Here is a 17,750-nt window from a genome sequence, read left to right as displayed (position 1 = left end):
TCGAAAGTGCATCAAGAGTGTAACCGCCAGCCGGAGCCTGTGGAATGTATAATCGCCGCGCCATGACATACCGAACACAAATCAAGGGCAGCCTGGTCGCCCTGGTCACCCCGATGAGTGCTGACGGCGCGGTGGATTATCCGTGCCTGGATCGCCTGATCGAGTGGCATATAGAGCAGGGCACCGACGCGATCGTGTCGGTCGGCACCACCGGTGAATCCGCCACCCTGGGGGTGGCTGAGCATCTGCAGGTTATTCAGTACACCATCGACCGCGTGGCCAAACGGATTCCGGTGATTGCCGGCACCGGCGCCAATGCGACCGCCGAGGCGCAGCTGCTGACCCGCGAGGCCTTTGCGGTAGGCGCTGATGCATGCCTGCTGGTTACGCCGTATTACAACAAGCCGACCCAGGAAGGCCTGTATCGTCACTATGCCGCGATTGCCGGCAATGCGGACGGTCCGTTGATTCTGTACAACGTGCCGGGGCGCACCGCTTGCGACCTCAAGCCGGAAACCGTGGAGCGCTTGCTGCCGTGCGAGGCGATTGTCGCGATCAAGGAAGCCACCGGCACGCTGGAGCGTATCAAGGCGCTGGTCGAACTGGACCCGGACTTTGTGGTCTACACCGGCGACGACGCCACGGCTTGTGCGTCCATGCTCATCGGAGCGCGCGGTGATATTTCGGTGACCGCCAATGTGGCGCCGGCGCGCATGCATCAGATGTGTATGGCGGCCATTGATGGCGACCGTGAAACCGCGATGGCGCTGGATGCGGATCTGGCGGGTCTGCATCAGCATCTGTTCGCTGAACCCAATCCGATCCCGGTCAAATGGGCGCTCAATCGTATGGGGCGTATACCCGAAGGCATACGATTGCCGATGACACCGTTGGCCGAAGATTTTTATCCATTGGTAGAAAACGCCCTGATTCAGGCAGGAGTAAAGCTTTGATTCGTATCGTAGGAATCAGTCTTGTCAGCATGCTGCTGATGGCCTGTAGCGCACGCCAGTGTGCTTTCGACGGGGCCTATCTGGATGCTCAGGAATATCCCGATTTGCAAAGCGTGGATAACGGTGAGTTGCCGCCGCGCGACCCGGCTTACATGATTCCGCCGATTCCGGAGCAGGACTACAAGGCCGCGCGGCAGTACACCGATGGCTCCGGTGAGTCGCGTACCGATTGTTTGGATCGCCCGCCTCGATTGGTTGTCCCGCAACAGTCGTAGCGCCCGCGGCCGGGTTCGTATAGAATCCACCGCCCGCATGGCCGCCAGGCTGTGTGAATCCGGAGAGATGGCCGAGCGGTTTAAGGCGCACGCCTGGAAAGCGTGTTGGGGTGAACGCCCCTCAAGGGTTCGAATCCCTTTCTCTCCGCCAGATTAGAAAAAGCCCGCTGATGCGGGCTTTTTTGTGCCTATCGTGCCCTATTCGGGCAGGCCGGCGAAGGCGTGAAGCTGTTCCAGTTCGTGGTCCCAGTTGGCTGCGCTGGCGCGGAAGATGTGCGCCGTTGGCGACTGGTTCACCTCGCTGTCCAGGCTGCCGGCGGGGACCACCAGCAAAGCCCCGTCCATGTGCAGACCGGGAAGTGCCGAGCCGCAGTGGCGGCAAAAGCTGCGGCTATGCGCGGTGCCCTGAAGCTTGAAATGGCTGACTTCATGCTCGCCGCGCCGCCAGTGCAATTGCGCGGAGGTGGCAAACAAGTTGGCGGCATGGGCCGAACCGGTGTCTTTGCGACAGCGCGAGCAATGGCACAGGTAAAAGCTGTCAAACGCGCCGTCGATTTCAAACTGCACCGCGCCGCACAGGCAGGAACCGCGTTGCGTATCGCTCACGATGATGAAACCGATTTTGCTGTGGACGCTTGCGGGCGCAAGGCATTGAGCTCGCGAATGAAACGCTCGCTATGGCGCGGTGAGATCAGCACAGAGCGCGCCTCGCCGTACTCGATGCGTAACCGGTCCAGCGACAAGGCCGGGCTTGAAATCGGGTTTCGCGACGGCGTGATGCGATGTATGTCCTGCAGTGGAATACGCCAGCAAAAGGGACCGCAGCGCACCGTCAGAAAGGATTCGTCCAGCGTGTAGCGGGTACTCAGGGCGATCCAGGCGCTCAGCGCAGCAGCGCCGCCCAGGGCCAGCGCGGTAAATGGTCCTGGCGATGCTGTGCGCAGCGTAACCAACAGCGTAAATACAGCGGCGATCACCATCACCACGATAAACCAGGCATCAATTTTCGATCGGTGCACTCGCATGCATGCTCATCCTTGGGCTGACCCGACCTTAAGCTTAGGTCGGCTTCACAACGTTGGATAGTCGTCATAGCGAACTTTCCACCATGATGCAGCTCTCAATGTCTTTGGTCAGGGGGAGCGCGATGCGCCATTCATGGGGGGTGATCCTGCTGCTGAGTGTGTTCAGCGTGGCGTCGGCCGATGCGCGCGAGTGCAACGGCAGCAGCCGCGGAGCCAACGGGCAGCTGGTGATCGCGGGTGATTCTGAGCAGCGCGTCTTCAAGGTGCTGGGACAGCCGACCCGGGTCGTTCCCAGGCAGAACCGTTACGGTGCCTATGCCGGTGAGGACTGGATTTACTACGTCGATGGCTACAACCCCAAAACCGTCAGGGTCTGGGTTGATGGCGGCACAGCGCGCAGCGTTTGTGAAACCCTGGATTAAGAAGGCGCGGGCAGGACTTATGTCTGTGGCGTGTTGTGTGGGTGAATCTGTGAGACCGGAAAGCTCATGTTGAACTGGCGCAGGTTGACGGTGGCCAGCACGCGTGCCGCACTCAGGTCCGGGAACTGGCTGGCATCGAACTGCATCTGCTCGGTTTTGGCCAGGCGTGCACGACCACCGGCGTTCGGCTGGTAGATAAAGGTCTGATCGTCCCAGTGCTGAGCCAGCGTGCGCCAGGCTTTGGGTAACAGGCCACGTGGCGCTGGCAGGGTGGGCCCGAACGCGCGAAAGCGCAGGTCCGCAAAAACCTGGTCGTTGGTGCTGATCCTGACATGGGTGCGATGGCCCTGGTCCTGCACCTCGAATTGCGCAAGTTCCTTGGGGATGCCCCAGTTGCGCCGGCCGTTGACCACGCTGTCCATGGTGGACACGAAGATGCGGCTGATACTGAAATACTTGCGACCGTCCTCAAAGGCATACAGCCCGGGAATGAACAGCAGTTCATGGTAGGGGCCGGCGGGTGAATCGGCGTAGTCGACAAACATCATCAGCGAAAGGCCGCTGCGCCGTTTCCCGGCCAGACTGGCCGGCACCCAGCTGTGTTCATCAAGTATGCGGGGATCGGCGCGAAGCACGCAGATATACGCGCGACCGGTCAGTTCCCAGGGCGCAGGCGCATCAATTATTTCGCTCATGCAAAGGTCGATTGGACGTGTTGCGTATACGATACACAACACAACAACGAGGGAGGAGACCGATGGCCGGCAAACGCCTGAGCCCCATGGACGCGATGTTTCTCTACGGCGAGACGCGCGACATCAAGATGCACGTGGCGGGCTTGCTGCCGCTGACGCCGCCAAAAGATGCCGGGCCGGATTATCTGCGTGAGCTGATGGATGAGATCAAGGCCTCGGTTCAGGTCGAGGCACCGTGGAATCTGAAGCTGCGTACGCCCAATTTCATGCTCAATCCGATGCATCGCTGGATCGAGGATGACAACTTCGATATCGAATACCACGTCCGTCGTTCGGCCTTGCCGGCGCCTGGCGATGAACGCGAGCTGGGGGTGCTGATTTCGCGTCTGCACAGCAACGCCCTGGATCTGTCGCGCCCGCCCTGGGAGTTGCACCTGATCGAAGGGCTGGAAGGCGGTCGGCTGGCCCTGTACATGAAGATTCATCACGCCCTGGTCGATGGCTACACGGCGATGAAGATTCTTTCGCGCAGCATGGCGCGTGATCCCGATGAACGCGACACGCCGATGTTCTACAGCCAGTCGCAGCCGCGCCGCCAAATCGCGGCCAAGGCGGCCGGCGTGGACATGTCGGCGGTGTGGGATTCGGTGGTGTCTCAGTTCGATTCGGTGCGCGACGTGGGCAAGGCGTTGTGGCGTCTGAGCCGCACCGCGCGCGGCGAAATCGGCGATCTGGTCAACTCCATGCAGGCGCCCAATTCAGTGCTCAATGGGCGCATCGGGCGCAACCGGCGCTTCGCGACCCAGCAGTATCAGCTGGCCGAACTCAAAGCCCTGAGCAAAGCATCGGGTGGCACACTGAACGACATCGTCATGGCGTTGTGTGCGGGTGGTCTGCGTCGCTTCCTGCTGGATATGGGGGAGTTGCCAGACAAGCCGCTGGTGGCGTTTCTGCCGGTCAATGTGCGGCCCAAGGATGACCCAGGCGGCGGCAATGCAGTGGGTGCCATGCTGGCTTCGCTGGCCACCGACATCGAAGACCCGGTGGCGCGCCTCAATGCGATTGTGGCGTCAACGCGCGAAGCCAAACACCAGATGGAGGCGATGTCCGCTGCGGCCATCATTGCCTATAGTTCCTTGATCATGGCGCCGTTCGGCCTGCAGACGCTCAAGGCGGTCAGCGGCATACGCGGGCGCCTGCCGATCACCTTCAACCTGTGCATTTCCAACGTGCCTGGCCCGGATGAACCGCTGTATTTCAGGGGCTCACGCATAGAGGCGACCTATCCGGTGTCGATTCCGGCCCACGGCATGGCCCTGAACATCACGGTGCAAAGCTATGCCGGTACCCTGAACTTCGGATTTGTCGGCTGTCGGGACACCTTGCCGCATTTGCAGCGTTTGGCCGTGTTTACCGGTGAGGCCCTGGACGAACTCAAGGCGGCGCTGCTGTAGCAGCGCCTAGCGGCCTTCGAATTTGCCGAAGCTGCGGTTGATGGTCGCCAGCAATTTGAGCAGCGGGCCGTAATGCAGGGCCACGATCGGCTTGCCGGTGGTCAGCAGCGCAACAGAGATGTCACGCGCCGGGTCGGCCCAGCAGAAGATCGAAATAAAGCCCAGATGGCCGAACGCTTCGCGTGTGTGCGGGCCGTACATGCCGAACGGTTCGTCGCCGAGCATGAAGCCTTCGCTGGTGCGGATCGGCACCATCAGGGTGCGATCGAACTGTCGCGCGGCGGCCTCGCTGATCGCGCGGGTGACGGTCGCCCGTTCAAACAGGCGTTGCTGGCCGAAATGTCCGCCGTTGAGCAGGCATTGGAAAAAGTCGCAGGTTTCCAAGGCGCTGGCGTAGATGTTGCCGGCCGGGATTTTGGCCGACATGAACTCGGGTGAGTTGGAGATTTCGGTGACCAGCGGAAACGGGGCGCCGAGCGCGCGGGTCGACAGCAGCTTGATCGGAAAACGTTCCGGATAACCGGTGAAGTGGTTGAGGGCGACGTCCCCATGGTGCTCGGGCGGCAAGCCCAGGGTCATGTGGCGACTGCCCAGTGGCTTGGCGATGCGGGTCTGCAGGATGTCATCAAGCTCCTGGCCGGTGGCCCGGCGCATGACCTCGCCGAGAATGAAGCCGCCGGTGATGGCGTGATAGGCCTGGGTGCGCCCGGCATCCTTGCGTGGGGTGGCTTCGCACAGGGTTTTGACGCAGGCATCCCAGTCCCACAGCAGGCTCGGATCGGGCACTTTCTGCTTGATTACGGGCACGCCGCCACGGTGGGCCAGGACCTGGCCCACCGTGATGTACTGCTTGCCCTTGGCGGCAAACTCGGGCACGTATTCGGCAACCGGATCATGCAGGCGGATCACGCCTTCCTCGGCCAGTTTGTGCACCAGCATCGCGGTGATCGCCTTGGAGGCTGAAAACAGGCACACCGGGGTGTCGGCCTGCATGACCCGGCGCGGCGTATCGGGGCTGTCGAGCGGCCCGTTGCCACGTGCATGGCCAATGCTGCGATGCATGAGGATCTGGCCTTTGTGGCGGATGGCCAGGCTGATCGCCGGCATGGTGCGCGTGCGGTAAAGCTTTTCCACTGCGGCCCAGATGTGCCCTGGGACCTGGGCGGACAGCCCCAGATCCTGCGGATCAGTCTCGTCAGCCTGACGAATGTCGGTGATCGCATCCAGGTCGCCTGGACGCGGAATCAGCAGCGGGCGGAAAGGGTTTTTCAAGTGCTTGGCTCCAGCAGCGGGCACACGGGTCAGCCGGGCATCATAGAAGGCTGCGCCCTGGCTGTCATGAGCCTGTCATGTGCGCGGGCAGGGCGGTGCATTGCACCGAGGTTCTCAGGCCGGGGCTTGCGCGTGGCCAGGCGGTGTCCTGATCAGATACTCGCTCATCATCACCGTGGTGATGTTGAACAGATTGAGGATGCGCACCACCGAATGCAGCATGATCGCCATGTTGCGCATCACACCCCACCACGATTTGGCGCCGTAAAACAGCTTGAGGTTGGTGACATGCTCGCCGGACGGCCAGTCTTCCTCAACGATGCCGTCGATCGCCTCCGCGCCCGGGGTCAGGCTGGTCTCGACCACATGGCGCACGTAGCGAGCGCGGGGCTGCATGCGTTCGCTCATGGGTGACTGATGACCAAACCAGCGGGCCATCCATTGTTCACGGTTCAGGCGTTTGGGTTTGCGCAGCAGGGTGACGGCGAGGATGCCGCGGCTACGCTGGCCATCGGCCCAGTCGCGTGGCTGGTTGGCGCTGTGGTGTTCGCCGTAGTCGGTGTAGAGCCATTCATCGACCTGATAGCCGGCCAGCTGAAAGCCGGCCCGACGCAGGGCGTCCTCGTAGGGCAGCGGATCTGTCGCGTCATCCAGCCACACATCGACCATGGCAATGAACGGCTCGCTGAAGGCCGGGGTGGGCGCTGGTGACGGTGTGGTTGCGAGATCGTCGCAGATGTTGATCTGAAGACCGATCGGGTCGTAGTCCAGCAGGGTTGGCGCCACGCTATCGAGCAGGATCTCGCGGCGTTCGGCCGGAGCCATCTCGCGCGTTGACCAGAGCAGATAGATCAGCTTTTTCACGCCGCAGCTTTGCCTCTCAAGTCGTCGACAAAACGGCGTGCATTGGGCAGCAGCAGGGCAAAGCCGTTGTCGCGGGTGAAGCGCGGTGTGTAACCGAGATCACGGCGCGCCTTGTCGATACGGAAGCTGGAGCTTTCGGTCAGGTTGCGAATGCCGCGGTGGGTCAGGGTCGGCTCGGGGCCGCCGAAGAAATGCGCCAGTTCCATGCCGCGCCCGATCATTTTCATCATCGGTGCAGGCAGGGTCAGACGGGGAAATTTTTCACCCAGGGCCTCAACCAGCGGTTTGAACCAGACCAGACCGTTGACCTGCTCATCGTCATTGATGAAATAGGCCTGCCCGCCGACCACCTCGGGTTTTTCGCGCAGCGCCTTGGCGGCGAGAAAATGCGCGTCGATCAGGTTGTCGACATGGGTGTTGTCCATGGTTGCCCGGCCATTGCCGATCAGCGCCTTGAAACGCCCGGCCGCCAGCTCCTCAAGGAAACTGCGAATCATGATGGAGTTGCAGTCGCTGCCCCACACGCCGCCGGGACGCAGCGCGCAGGTGCGCAGGCCGTCGTTCTGGTCGGCCGCCAGCACGGTGCGCTCGGCTTCGATCTTGGTCATCGAGTACAGATCCCGCGTGCGTGTGGCGTAGGGCACGCTTTCGTCCTGGTTGTCGAGGACACGATCAAGCACCACGCTGAAGGTGCTGGTTTGCACCAGTGCGGCCACGCCGGCCGCCTCAGCCGCCTTGACCAGATTGCGGGTGCCCACGCAATTGACCTCGTAGACCATGCGCTTTTGCGCCGGTCGATACAGGCTCAGCAGGTTGATGATGGCGGCGGTGTGAAACACCGTGTCGACACCTTCGCAGGCGCGCCGCACGTCCGCGTAGTGACGCAAGTCGGCGACCACGGTTTCCACGCCTGGGTCGTCAAAATCATGGGGCACAACATCGAGGCTGCGCACGCGGCAGCCGTTTTCACGCAGGCGACGAACCAGCGCCGACCCGACGTAGCCGCCACCGCCGGTGACCAGGCAAACTTCGCCTAGCTCTGCGGGTTCAAACTTGGGGGTGGGGGCGATGTCCTGAGTGTTCGCCATGATTCAGTTGTCTCCGTATATGCCGCGGGTGGCGTTGCTGAAAAAGCGGGTGCGCTGACGACGGGTCATCAAATGACCCATGACATCGACCGCGCGGTTGATGCGTCCGGTGATGTGCAGCGGGCGTTTGCCCAATGCTTTGAGACCCTCACGTGCGACCAGGTCCGGGGCCATGGGGAAAGCTTTGCTGCGTTTGTCCTGCGGGGTGTTGCCTTCAAAGCCCGGGGTTGATGTCGCACCGGCCACGCAGGCCAGCACATCTACCCCGTGGGGACGGAATTCCTCCCACAGACCCTGGGCCAGGTTGATGTTCCAGGCTTTGGTGGCGGCGTAGTTAGCCACCATGGCGGTGCCCTGAAAGCCAGACATGCTCGACATCAGGATCACGCCGCCGCGCCCGCGCTCGATCATGGCCGGGGCCAGTGTACGGGTCATGATCACCGGTGCGCGACAGTTGACGTCGAGCATCTTGTGATGGTCTGTCTCTGCAATGTCGAGGAATTCGCCGATGACCGAATAACAGGCGTTGTAGATCAGCAGGCCGATCTCCAGCCCAGCGCAGGCTTCGGCGGTCAGCTCGGCCAGATTGTCGGCAGCCAGGTCGACGGAGCAGGGTTTGACCTCGACTCGATGGCGGCGGCGAATCAGCTCCGCATCTTTTTCCAGTGGCTCAAGGCGCCGGGCCAAGGTCACCAAGTTGAAGCCGCGTTCGGCCAGGACATGGGCATATTGCTGGCCAATGCCTTCGGAGGCGCCGGCGATGACGGCCCAGGGGCCGTAGCGCGAGTGAAAATCAGGCTGAAGAATCATGTTGTCCGGTCTTGCAGGCGGGGTTGAGGGCAACCCGTCGAACATAGGCCGAAGAAATTAAGGAGACTTCATCATTTTGGTGTAGGTCGGCCTGTCCGATTTGGTTCAGGCGCTGAAATTCAGGACCTGACGCAGGTAGGCGACCATCGCCGTCCAGGCCGCATTTTCGTAAGCCGGGGTGATGTAGCCGTGCAGGTGATACGAGGTGCGCAAACAGGCGGTGGCAATCTCCACCGTGAGCATGGCGTGGTCGACCGGCTCGCGGCTGACCGGCAAATCGTTGGCCAGCATAACCTGCGCGAGCAGATCGCCCAGCCGGCCGATCATCGAATGCAGCGAGCGATAGGCGCTTTCACCCTGGACCGGCCCCAGGATCAGCAGGCTGGCCACCGGGTTGTCGTTGTGAAATTCGGTGGCTGTGGCGGTGACCTCTCGCAACTGAGCTTCCCAGCAGTCGCTTTGCAGCTCGGTCACACGGCGGCGTAGCTTGTCTTCCAGCTGGTCGAGCTGGCGGCTGTTGATCTCGTGGAAGACCGCCTGCGGGGTGGGGAAGAACTTGTAAATGCTGGCCCGTGTGTAGCCCAGATCCTGGGCCAGTTCGGAAATATTGAAACCATCCAGCCCCTTGCTGAGCAGCAGTTTCTCGGCCCCGACCAGCACATCTTCAAAGCGCTGGCGCGCGCGCTGTTGTTGTGGTTGCCGGGCAAGGTGGCTGGACGTGGAGCTCATCCGGTTATCTTATGCGAAAGAGGTTGACAGTTAAAAGTAACATATGTAACTTTTGACATCCGTCAAATCATTGAGGTGTGAGCACGTGACGACTAGCCACGACCAGACGCTGGATGCGATCGTGATCGGGACCGGATTCTCCGGTCTGTGCATGGCGATCAAGCTGAAAGAGGCCGGCATCGACAACTTTGTGGTGCTGGAAAAAGGCCCCGAAGTGGGCGGGGTGTGGCGTGAGAACACCTATCCCGGAGCAGCCTGCGACATACCCGCAGAACTGTATTCCTTCAGCTTTGCGATGAAAACCGACTGGAGTCGGCGGTATCCGCCGCAGCCGGAGATTCAGCGCTACATGAAAGAATGTGCCGAGCGTTTCGGCCTGTATCCGTTCATCCGCTTCAACACGCCAGTGGCGGGTGCGCAGTACGACGAGCGTCGCGCACTGTGGCAGGTCGAGCTGGACAGCGGCGAGGTGCTCAGTGCTCGCGTGCTGGTCACCGGTGTCGGCCAGCTCAGCCGCCCGGCCATGCCGCGTGTGGAAGGACTGGAACGTTTCACCGGCACGCGTTTCCACTCGGCGCAGTGGGATGCGGACTTCGACCCCAGCGGCAAGCGCATCGGGGTGATCGGCACCGGGGCCAGCGCGATTCAGTTCATTCCGGAGCTGGCCAAGTCGGCCGCGCGCGTGGACGTCTTTCAGCGCACGCCGCCCTATGTCATGCCCAAACCGGATCGCGATTACACCGCGATGGACCGCTGGATGATGAGGTACGTACCCGGCTACAAGGAACTCAATCGGCGTATCTGGTATACCGCGGGCGAGAAATCCACCGGTGCCTTCAACAGCGACAGTCGCCTGGCCAGCGCCTACAAGCGCCTGACCCTGTGGTACATGCGCCGCCACATCAAGGACCCACAGCTGCGCGCCAAGCTGACCCCGGATTATCCGATAGGCTGCAAGCGGGTGCTGTTCTCGCACAATTATTTCCAGGCTCTGGCCCAGGACAATGTGGATGTGATCACGGCGCCAATCGAGCGGGTGACGCCTCAAGGGCTGGAGGCCGGCGGCCAGGCGTACGCCTTTGATGCCCTGATTTACGGCACCGGATTTTTGGCCACCGAGTTTCTCGCGCCCATGCGCATTCGTGGCGCCGGCGGCCGTGAGTTGAGTGAGGTCTGGGCTGATGGCGCCGAGGCCTACAAGGGGGTCAGCGTTCACGGTTTCCCCAATCTGTTCATGCTCTACGGGCCGAACACCAATCTGGGCAGCAATTCGATCATCTTCATGATCGAGTGCCAGGTCGGTTACATCATGCAGTGCCTGGCGCGCCTCAGGCAGGGCGGTTTTCGCGCCGTGGATGTCAAAGCTGACGTTATGGCCCGTTATAACGTGGACATACAGAGCAAGCTCAAGAATTCGGTGTGGAGTGCGGGCTGCAGTTCCTGGTATCACAACGCCCAGGGCAAGGTGACCAACAACTGGCCTGGTCTGACGCAGGAATACAAGCAGTTGCTGGCGCAGTTGGATGCAGACAGTTTCGACTGGCGGGCGGCGTAACCCCTATTACCAATTGGACTTCCTATACTCCGGAAAAGCATAAAAACGGAGTTTGCGATGTCCGCGGCCTACTGGTGGGATCAGCTCCCCGAGGATTTCTACAAGCACAGCGACGGCACCGAACTGGACCGCCAGCACTGGTTCAAGGTGCGCTCGACAGCGGTGGCGGATCGGGTGCTGCGGGCCGGGCTGGGCTCGGTCATGGGCGCCTCGATGACGCCGCTGCTGGTCTCAAAGAAGGCGCTCAGCGATGAGCTGGAGCGCCTTGCGTTTTACCGCGACTTCGCCGAGAAAGGCGATGTGCAGGCCACCTTTCAGGCGCCCGAGCCGGTGCGCATGCGGGTCAGTAAGCCGCGTATGGGGCATTACCGTCCGTTCGGGATTGCGGCCGAAGATCTCAGTTTCGACAGTCCTTTCGTACCGTTGAATCCAGCCATGCGTGACCGCTATCTGGGCTACAAGCGCAACCGTGTCGCGCATGCACAGTACTGGCGCCATCCGCAGGGGCCGCGGCGCACGCTGATCTTCGTGCACGGCGTGATAGAGGGCTGGTACGGCCTCAACGCCATATGGTTCGCGCTCAAATGGTTCTACCGGCGTGGCTACGATGTGGTGCAGTTCACTTTGCCGTTTCATGGCTACCGTACTGAGCCGCGGCATGCGGTCAGCGGGATCGGTTTTTTCTCCGGTGGTTTCGCCCACATCAACGAAGCCATGCTGCAGGGGGTGTGTGATCTGCGCGTCCTGCTGGATTACCTGTATGCGCGCGGTGCGCCCTCGGTGGGTGTCAGTGGCCTGAGCCTGGGCGGCTATCACACCGCCATGCTGGCGACCGCCGATCCGCGTCTGGCATTTGCCATTCCCAATTCACCGGTGGTCGCGCCGATCGACATGGTGCTGGACTGGGAGCCTACCGGGGCGCTGTTGCGCGCGGTCATGAAGCGCAGCGGACTGAGCGTGCGCGAGTTGCGTCGTGATTTGGCGGTCCACAGCCCGCTGACCTACGCCCCGCAGCTTGATGGCGATCGTGCCCTGATCATCGGTGGGGCCGGCGACCGCCTGACCTCACCGCGCTTCGTGCGTTTGTTGCATCAGCACTGGCAGGAAAGCCATCTGCACTGGTTCCCCGGTAACCATGTGATTCATCTCAGCCAGGGGGCCTACCTCCGGCGCATGAAGAATTTCATGGACCGCCACACCGTTCATCCTATGGTGTAAAGCCCCGGCCTCAGGGCAGCAGGGCCCCGCGCAGGGCGAAGAAGAACAGGGCGCTGAGGCCGGCCGAGACCGGTACGGTGATCAGCCAGGCAGCGACAATCTTCAGAAACGCCTGGCGTTTGACCAGCTTGCGTTGGAAGAGCAGGCGAAGATGCTTGCTTTCCTGTTTGGTCAGCACACCATTTTTGCCCATTTTCTTGAGCTGTTTGAGCACCCGGTTTTTGTCTTCCGGCTCGGCTTCATAGAATTGGTGCAAACGCGCTTCGAGTTCGCCGTGTGCGGCATCGCCATGCGCCTTGAGCACCTGCTCAATCGTTGCGCCCAGCTGGTTGTCGAGGTATTCGCGCAGGAAACCGACACCAAACACCGCGCCCAGTGCAACGTGAGTGGAGCTGACGGGCAGTCCGAGTTGGCTGGCGATGATCACCGTGACTGCGGCAGACAGCGCGATGCAGAACGCGCGGCTGCGATCCAGCTCGGTGATTTCAGAGCCCACCGTGCGGATCAGGCGCGGCCCGAACAAGGCTAGCCCCAGCGAGATACCCAGCGCGCCACTGATCATGACCCAGGTTGGAATGCTCACCTTGGCGGCCACGCCATGGTTGGCGATGGCATCGTAAATACCTGCCAGTGGACCAATTGCGTTGGCCACGTCGTTGGCGCCATGAGCGAAACTGAGCAATGCGGCAGCACAGATCAGGGGCATGGTGAACAGGTCGTTGACGCTCTCGCGGTCGGCGTTCAGCTGCGTCAAGCGTGCGTGAATGCGCGGGCGGACCCAGTGAAAAGCGGCAAAAGCGGTGATTGCGCCGATGCTGGCGGCCTGCCACATGTTCAATTTAACAATGTGTTTGAGGCCTTTAAGCGAGAGGTAGGTGGCGAAGGCCATGGCCATCAGCGCGATCAATATCGGCACCACCTTGGCGGCCGCTTCGAGCACGTCTTCACGGAAAAAGATACGTTTCTTGATCAGCAGCAGCAGCCCGGCTGCAATGATGCCGCCCATCAACGGAGAGATGACCCAGCTGGAGGCGATCGCGCCCATGCTTCCCCAATTGACCGCTTGCCAACCAGCGGCTGCAATGCCAGCGCCCATCACACCACCGACGATGGAATGGGTGGTCGATACCGGGGCGCCCAAGGCGGTCGCGATGTTGAGCCAGATTGCGCCGCCCAGCAGGGCAGCCATCATGACCCAGACATAAACTTGGTCACTTTTGATCAGACTGGTGTCGACGATGCCTTTCTTAACGGTTTGGACGACATCGCCGCCGGCGATCAGCGCGCCTGAAGCCTCGAACACCGCCGCGATAAGAATGGCCGCGGTCATGCTCAGGGCGAATGATCCAACCGCTGGGCCGACATTGTTGGCTACGTCGTTGGCGCCGATGTTAAGCGCCATGTAACCGCCGATGACAGCTGCGACCAGCAACAGCTCGTAATGCGGAAGATCGGCGTAGTTGGTTTCGATAAACCAGCCAATACAAAACAAAAATAGGCCGGCAATGGCCAGCTTGAGTACGCGCTGCATGCTGTAGAGAGCTCGTTCCGTTTGGGTGGGCTGGTCCCGCTATCCCTGATATCTTTGCGTGCCGTGGGCGCCGACGGAGACTGTGAATGACACTGTCATCATTTTGTCATATTTCGCTTGGTCTGGGCCCAAAACCTTTACTTCAGGAGAGCGGTTTTGACCCCCAATATTCAGGCCTATGAGCACGACATCTGGCGTATCGATACGGCTTATGTGGCTGATGGTGTCGCCGCGTGCTACCTGATCCACAGCGCGGGGCAATACGCGCTGGTTGAATGCGGGACCGGTCTTTCGGTGGAACCGATACTCGCAGCACTGGATGCGTTGGGTGTCGAGCGTGATGCACTGCGCTACATCATCCCCACCCATGTGCATCTGGATCATGCCGGTGGGGCCGGCGGGCTGATGCAGGCGCTGCCGCGCGCCGAGCTGCACGTGCATCCGCGAGGTCTGCGTCATCTGGTCGACCCGAGCAAACTGCTTGCGGGCGCTATGGCGGTTTACGGTGAGGACAGTTTCAAGCGCCTCAATGGTGAGATTCTGGCCTGCCCGCAAGCGCGCAGCTTTGCGGCTGAAGACGGCACGCAGCTTGATCTTGCAGGGCGTGCTCTGCACCTGCTGGATGCGCCCGGGCACGCCAAACATCATCTGGTAGTGTGGGACGAACGCAGTCAGGGCTTTTTCACCGGCGATGTGTTCGGGCTGGGTTACCCGCAGCTGGATATCAACCAGCAGACCTTTATCGTGCCGACGACCACCCCGGTCCAGTTTGACCCGCAGGCCTGGCATCAAACCCTGAGCAAGATGGCCGCATATGCGCCGCGTTACATGTACTTGACCCACTACGGGCGGGTTGAGAACCCCGCGATGCTGTCGGAGCAACTGGCCCGGCGGCTGGATGCGCATGCAGCCCTGGGTGAGCGCTGGGCGGATCTGAGCGAAGAGCAGCTGGCGACAAAGCTTGGTGATGCCCTGTTTGCCGAGTATCAGGATGCGGGCGGTCGCGAGGTGCGTGAGGTGTTCGATCGGGTGCTGGGCATGGATCTCAATCTCAATGCTCAAGGGCTGTTGTTCTGGCAGCAGCACAAGGCGGCCTGAGATGGCCGATATGCCGAGTGACGCCGTGAAGATCGTCGAGGTGGGGCCGCGTGATGGGCTGCAGAATGAGCCGTCCGACGTGTCCACCGCGCAGAAGCTGGCCCTGATCGAGGCCCTGGTCGATGCGGGGTTGGCCTGTGTCGAGGCCACCGCATTCGTGTCGCCGCGCTGGGTGCCGCAGATGGCCGATCATGCCGAGGTGCTGACCACCCTGATGCGTGGTCCGCTGGCCCAACGGGCACGCTTTCCGGTGTTAACGCCCAATCTCAAGGGCTATGAGGCCGCCCGCGATGCCGGTGCGCGCGAAGTTGCGGTGTTCGCTGCGGCGTCCGAAGCGTTTTCGCAGAAGAACATCAATTGTTCGATCGACGAAAGCCTAGCGCGCTTTCGACCGCTGCTCGAGGCCGCGGCGCAGGACGGTATCGCGGTGCGCGGCTATCTGTCCTGCGTACTGGGTTGTCCGTATTCCGGCGCCGTATCGGCACACAAGGTCAGTGAGCTGGCCGCACGACTGATCAGCGCGGGCTGCTATGAGGTTTCGCTGGGCGACACCATTGGTGTGGGCACACCGCATCAGACCCGGGCTTTGATTGAATCGGTCTCACGCCGCATACCGGTGAGCCTGGTGGCCGGCCATTTTCATGACACCTACGGACAGGCGCTGGCCAATGTCTACGCAGCCATGGAAGCCGGTGTACGCGTGTTCGATGCTTCGGTTGCCGGGCTCGGAGGTTGTCCGTATGCCAAGGGTGCCAGTGGCAACCTGGCCACCGAAGATCTGGTTTACCTGTGCCAGGGGCTGGGCGTCGACACCGGCGTTGACCTGGAAAAGCTGGTCACTGCCGGTGACGACATTTGTCAGGCGCTGGGGCGCGCCAATCAGTCGCGGGTGGCCCGCGCCATGCTCGCCAAACGCTAGGGCTGCCGCTCAGCTGTCGTCGTTGGCCAAGCCCTGAATGTTGTAGCCGGCGTCGACGTAGAGAATCTCGCCGGTAATGCCGGAGGCCAGGTTGGAACACATGAAAGCCGCCGCGTTGCCGACTTCCTCCGGGGTGACATTACGGCGCAGCGGTGATGCGCTTTCGGCGCTGGCCAGCATGCCGCGAAAGCCTTTGATGCCGGCCGCAGCGAGGGTCTTGATCGGCCCGGCCGAGATGCCGTTGACGCGGATATTGCGGGCTCCAAGTTCCGCCGCCATGAAGCGCACATTGGCTTCCAGGCTGGCCTTGGCCGGCCCCATCACGTTGTACATGGGCACGGCGCGCACCGCACCGAGATAGGTCAGGGTGAGCAGCGAGCCGCCTTCACGCAACTGCCCGCGCAGGGCTTTGGCCATGGCTGCAAAGCTGTAGGAGCTGATGTCGTGAGCGACCTGGAAACCTTCGCGGGTCACCGCATCAAGATAGCTGCCCTGAAGTTGCTCGCGTGGTGCAAAGCCGATGGAGTGAACCAGGATGTCGAAACCGTCCGACCAAGTGCTGGCCAAACTCTCGGCCAGTGCTTCGATGGACGCATCTTCGGCCACGTCGCAGGGAAAGATGCCGGCAGCATTGGTGCGCGCAGCGCAGGCTTCAACCCGCGACAGCAGTTTTTCACCCTGATAGGTGAAGGCCAGTTCGGCGCCTTCGCGGTGCATGGCTTCGGCAATGCCGGTGGCAATCGATCGGTCACTGGCAACACCGGTAATCAGTGCGCGCTTTCCCTGCAAGAAACCCATAACTCCCTCCGTAGTCCCGGCTTAAGCCGGTGTGTGAACAGGGTCGGGAGTTTAGTGCATTCGCGGGCGGACTACTCGGGCGGGCGGAAGCCGCGGTATTTGGGCACCGAGGGCTTCCAGCCGGCCCGCTCAAAACGTGCGATCAGGCCCTGATCACCGACCAGCTGCATTGCCCCGACCACCACCAGAATGTTGTTCGGTTCCTTGCGGTACTCCTCGAACTTGGCCATCCAGGCTTCGTTGCGATCGATCACCAGGCGTTTATACAGCGAAGGGGTCTGCTCGCGCATTTCCTCAGCCAGCGTGTTCAGCAGGTCCAGATCGGCGTTCCGGTAAATGTCCAGAATTCGGGAGATTTGGGCGCGCGTGTCTTCCAGGTCATCCAGCGCACTGCGCAGAAACGCCTCATTCTGTTCGCGCGTCATTTCGGCGAAGGTGGCAAGATGTTGACGCGGCGGCGTCAGGCCTGCGGTCAGCTTCATGTCGTTGACCGCTTCACGGTAGAGGCGCACGTCCACGCCATTGTCGATGGGGAAGCCGTCACGTGCGAACTGAGCGGTGGCCAGCGTTTGCGCGAAGAACCATGGGCGGTAGCGCTGCAATATGGCCATCGGCAAGCCGAGGTCTTCGACCTTGTTCTCGACCTGCAGCATCAAATCTGCCGGCATCTCGTCATGAATGCTGTGACCTGCGGCGTAGCGCGCCTGTGCCAGCTCATCAGCCTCAAAAGCCACGGAACCAATGAGGAACAAATCGGATTCAAATACGATCAGATCACTGGTCATATAAGCCGCATGCACCACATCAGGCAGACTGCGGGCGCCATGCGGCAGCAAATGTACCGAGCCGAGCAGATAGATGTGATTTTTTTCACCTTTGATGGACCACAGTAGATCAAAGGTTTTCTTGCCAGGGCCGTCGTCGTTGTCTTGTGCCCAGGCAGATTGTGTCGATAGGGAGGCCAGGATCAATGCTAAAATACACTGCTGCATCCAAGCGGCCCATGACTTGCAAAACGTGCCCATGATGTCTGTAGTTACCTTA

General features: G+C 61.3%; 19 protein-coding genes and 1 tRNA gene. 9 read left to right on the top strand and 11 right to left on the bottom strand.

Going from position 1 to position 17,750, the window contains the following annotated elements:
- Positions 1–62: 62 nt before the first annotated feature.
- The 3 genes from dapA (at position 63) to ATO7_RS00215 (ending at position 1,379) form a co-directional block, all read left to right on the top strand.
- Positions 63–953: a 4-hydroxy-tetrahydrodipicolinate synthase gene (gene dapA / locus ATO7_RS00225; RefSeq protein WP_083560941.1), complete on the top strand. Its 891-nt coding sequence runs from the start codon at positions 63–65 to the stop codon at positions 951–953.
- Entirely contained in the window at positions 950–1,228 is a 279-nt protein-coding gene (locus ATO7_RS00220) for a hypothetical protein (protein ID WP_146680086.1), read from the top strand. Before dapA ends, ATO7_RS00220 begins: the two co-directional genes overlap by 4 nt.
- Positions 1,229–1,289: 61 nt before the next feature.
- A tRNA-Ser gene (locus ATO7_RS00215) sits at positions 1,290–1,379 on the top strand.
- A 47-nt stretch (positions 1,380–1,426) separates the two neighbouring features.
- On the opposite strand, the gene ATO7_RS00210 is transcribed toward ATO7_RS00215, so the two are convergent.
- A complete protein-coding gene (locus tag ATO7_RS00210) occupies positions 1,427–1,834 on the bottom strand; it encodes a GFA family protein (RefSeq protein WP_083558911.1) in 408 nt (135 codons plus the stop codon).
- Positions 1,831–2,253, bottom strand: coding sequence for a PH domain-containing protein (locus ATO7_RS00205; protein WP_083558910.1), 423 nt, complete (start codon positions 2,251–2,253; stop codon positions 1,831–1,833). Before ATO7_RS00205 ends, ATO7_RS00210 begins: the two co-directional genes overlap by 4 nt.
- A gap of 122 nt (positions 2,254–2,375) precedes the next feature.
- On the opposite strand from ATO7_RS00205, the gene ATO7_RS00200 reads away from it, so the two are divergent.
- On the top strand, positions 2,376–2,675 hold the full coding sequence (locus ATO7_RS00200; RefSeq protein ID WP_083558909.1) for a hypothetical protein: 300 nt from the start codon (positions 2,376–2,378) through the stop codon (positions 2,673–2,675).
- Positions 2,676–2,692: 17 nt separating this feature from the next.
- Here ATO7_RS00200 and ATO7_RS00195 read toward each other — a convergent pair whose 3' ends face one another.
- A complete protein-coding gene (locus ATO7_RS00195) occupies positions 2,693–3,370 on the bottom strand; it encodes an acetoacetate decarboxylase family protein (RefSeq protein WP_083558908.1) in 678 nt (225 codons plus the stop codon).
- Positions 3,371–3,432: 62 nt separating this feature from the next.
- Here ATO7_RS00195 and ATO7_RS00190 point away from each other — a divergent pair, with 62 nt between their 5' ends.
- Positions 3,433–4,824: a WS/DGAT/MGAT family O-acyltransferase gene (locus ATO7_RS00190; RefSeq protein ID WP_083558907.1), complete on the top strand. Its 1,392-nt coding sequence runs from the start codon at positions 3,433–3,435 to the stop codon at positions 4,822–4,824.
- 6 nt (positions 4,825–4,830) lie between these two features.
- Here ATO7_RS00190 and ATO7_RS00185 read toward each other — a convergent pair whose 3' ends face one another.
- From ATO7_RS00185 to ATO7_RS00165, 5 genes are all read right to left on the bottom strand, one after another.
- Entirely contained in the window at positions 4,831–6,096 is a 1,266-nt protein-coding gene (locus ATO7_RS00185) for a serine hydrolase domain-containing protein (protein WP_083558906.1), read from the bottom strand.
- 114 nt (positions 6,097–6,210) lie between these two features.
- The gene (locus ATO7_RS00180) at positions 6,211–6,960 is read right to left on the bottom strand and encodes a hypothetical protein (protein WP_083558905.1); all 750 of its coding nucleotides are present in this window, start codon (positions 6,958–6,960) and stop codon (positions 6,211–6,213) included.
- The gene (locus tag ATO7_RS00175) at positions 6,957–8,048 is read right to left on the bottom strand and encodes an NAD-dependent epimerase/dehydratase family protein (RefSeq protein ID WP_083558904.1); all 1,092 of its coding nucleotides are present in this window, start codon (positions 8,046–8,048) and stop codon (positions 6,957–6,959) included. Before ATO7_RS00175 ends, ATO7_RS00180 begins: the two co-directional genes overlap by 4 nt.
- A gap of 3 nt (positions 8,049–8,051) precedes the next feature.
- The gene (locus ATO7_RS00170; protein ID WP_158522962.1) at positions 8,052–8,858 is read right to left on the bottom strand and encodes an SDR family NAD(P)-dependent oxidoreductase; all 807 of its coding nucleotides are present in this window, start codon (positions 8,856–8,858) and stop codon (positions 8,052–8,054) included.
- 105 nt (positions 8,859–8,963) lie between these two features.
- Complete coding sequence (locus tag ATO7_RS00165) at positions 8,964–9,587, bottom strand: TetR/AcrR family transcriptional regulator (protein WP_083558902.1); 624 nt, start codon at positions 9,585–9,587, stop codon at positions 8,964–8,966.
- Between the two features lie 85 nt (positions 9,588–9,672).
- Here ATO7_RS00165 and ATO7_RS00160 point away from each other — a divergent pair, with 85 nt between their 5' ends.
- Together ATO7_RS00160 and ATO7_RS00155 are read left to right on the top strand one after the other, a co-directional pair.
- Positions 9,673–11,142 (top strand): flavin-containing monooxygenase, encoded by a 1,470-nt coding sequence (locus ATO7_RS00160; protein ID WP_206044743.1) that lies wholly within the window; start codon positions 9,673–9,675, stop codon positions 11,140–11,142.
- Positions 11,143–11,199: 57 nt separating this feature from the next.
- Positions 11,200–12,360 (top strand): alpha/beta hydrolase family protein, encoded by a 1,161-nt coding sequence (locus tag ATO7_RS00155; protein ID WP_083558901.1) that lies wholly within the window; start codon positions 11,200–11,202, stop codon positions 12,358–12,360.
- Positions 12,361–12,370: 10 nt separating this feature from the next.
- On the opposite strand, the gene ATO7_RS00150 is transcribed toward ATO7_RS00155, so the two are convergent.
- Positions 12,371–13,891 (bottom strand): inorganic phosphate transporter, encoded by a 1,521-nt coding sequence (locus ATO7_RS00150; RefSeq protein WP_083558900.1) that lies wholly within the window; start codon positions 13,889–13,891, stop codon positions 12,371–12,373.
- A gap of 156 nt (positions 13,892–14,047) precedes the next feature.
- On the opposite strand from ATO7_RS00150, the gene ATO7_RS00145 reads away from it, so the two are divergent.
- Complete coding sequence (locus ATO7_RS00145; protein ID WP_146680085.1) at positions 14,048–14,989, top strand: MBL fold metallo-hydrolase; 942 nt, start codon at positions 14,048–14,050, stop codon at positions 14,987–14,989.
- 10 nt (positions 14,990–14,999) lie between these two features.
- On the top strand, positions 15,000–15,908 hold the full coding sequence (locus ATO7_RS00140; protein ID WP_456238501.1) for a hydroxymethylglutaryl-CoA lyase: 909 nt from the start codon (positions 15,000–15,002) through the stop codon (positions 15,906–15,908).
- 9 nt (positions 15,909–15,917) lie between these two features.
- Here the strand turns inward: ATO7_RS00140 and ATO7_RS00135 are convergent, their stop codons facing one another.
- Positions 15,918–16,706, bottom strand: a complete 789-nt coding sequence (locus tag ATO7_RS00135) for an enoyl-ACP reductase FabI (protein WP_083558898.1) — start codon at positions 16,704–16,706, stop codon at positions 15,918–15,920.
- Between the two features lie 71 nt (positions 16,707–16,777).
- Positions 16,778–17,677, bottom strand: a complete 900-nt coding sequence (locus ATO7_RS00130) for a TraB/GumN family protein (RefSeq protein WP_158522961.1) — start codon at positions 17,675–17,677, stop codon at positions 16,778–16,780.
- Positions 17,678–17,750 lie beyond the last annotated feature (73 nt).

Source organism: Oceanococcus atlanticus (assembly GCF_002088235.1).
Classification (GTDB): Bacteria; Pseudomonadota; Gammaproteobacteria; order Nevskiales; family Oceanococcaceae; genus Oceanococcus; species Oceanococcus atlanticus.
Note: the sequence above shows the minus strand (reverse complement) of the source record. Positions and strands in the feature narration are given on the sequence as shown.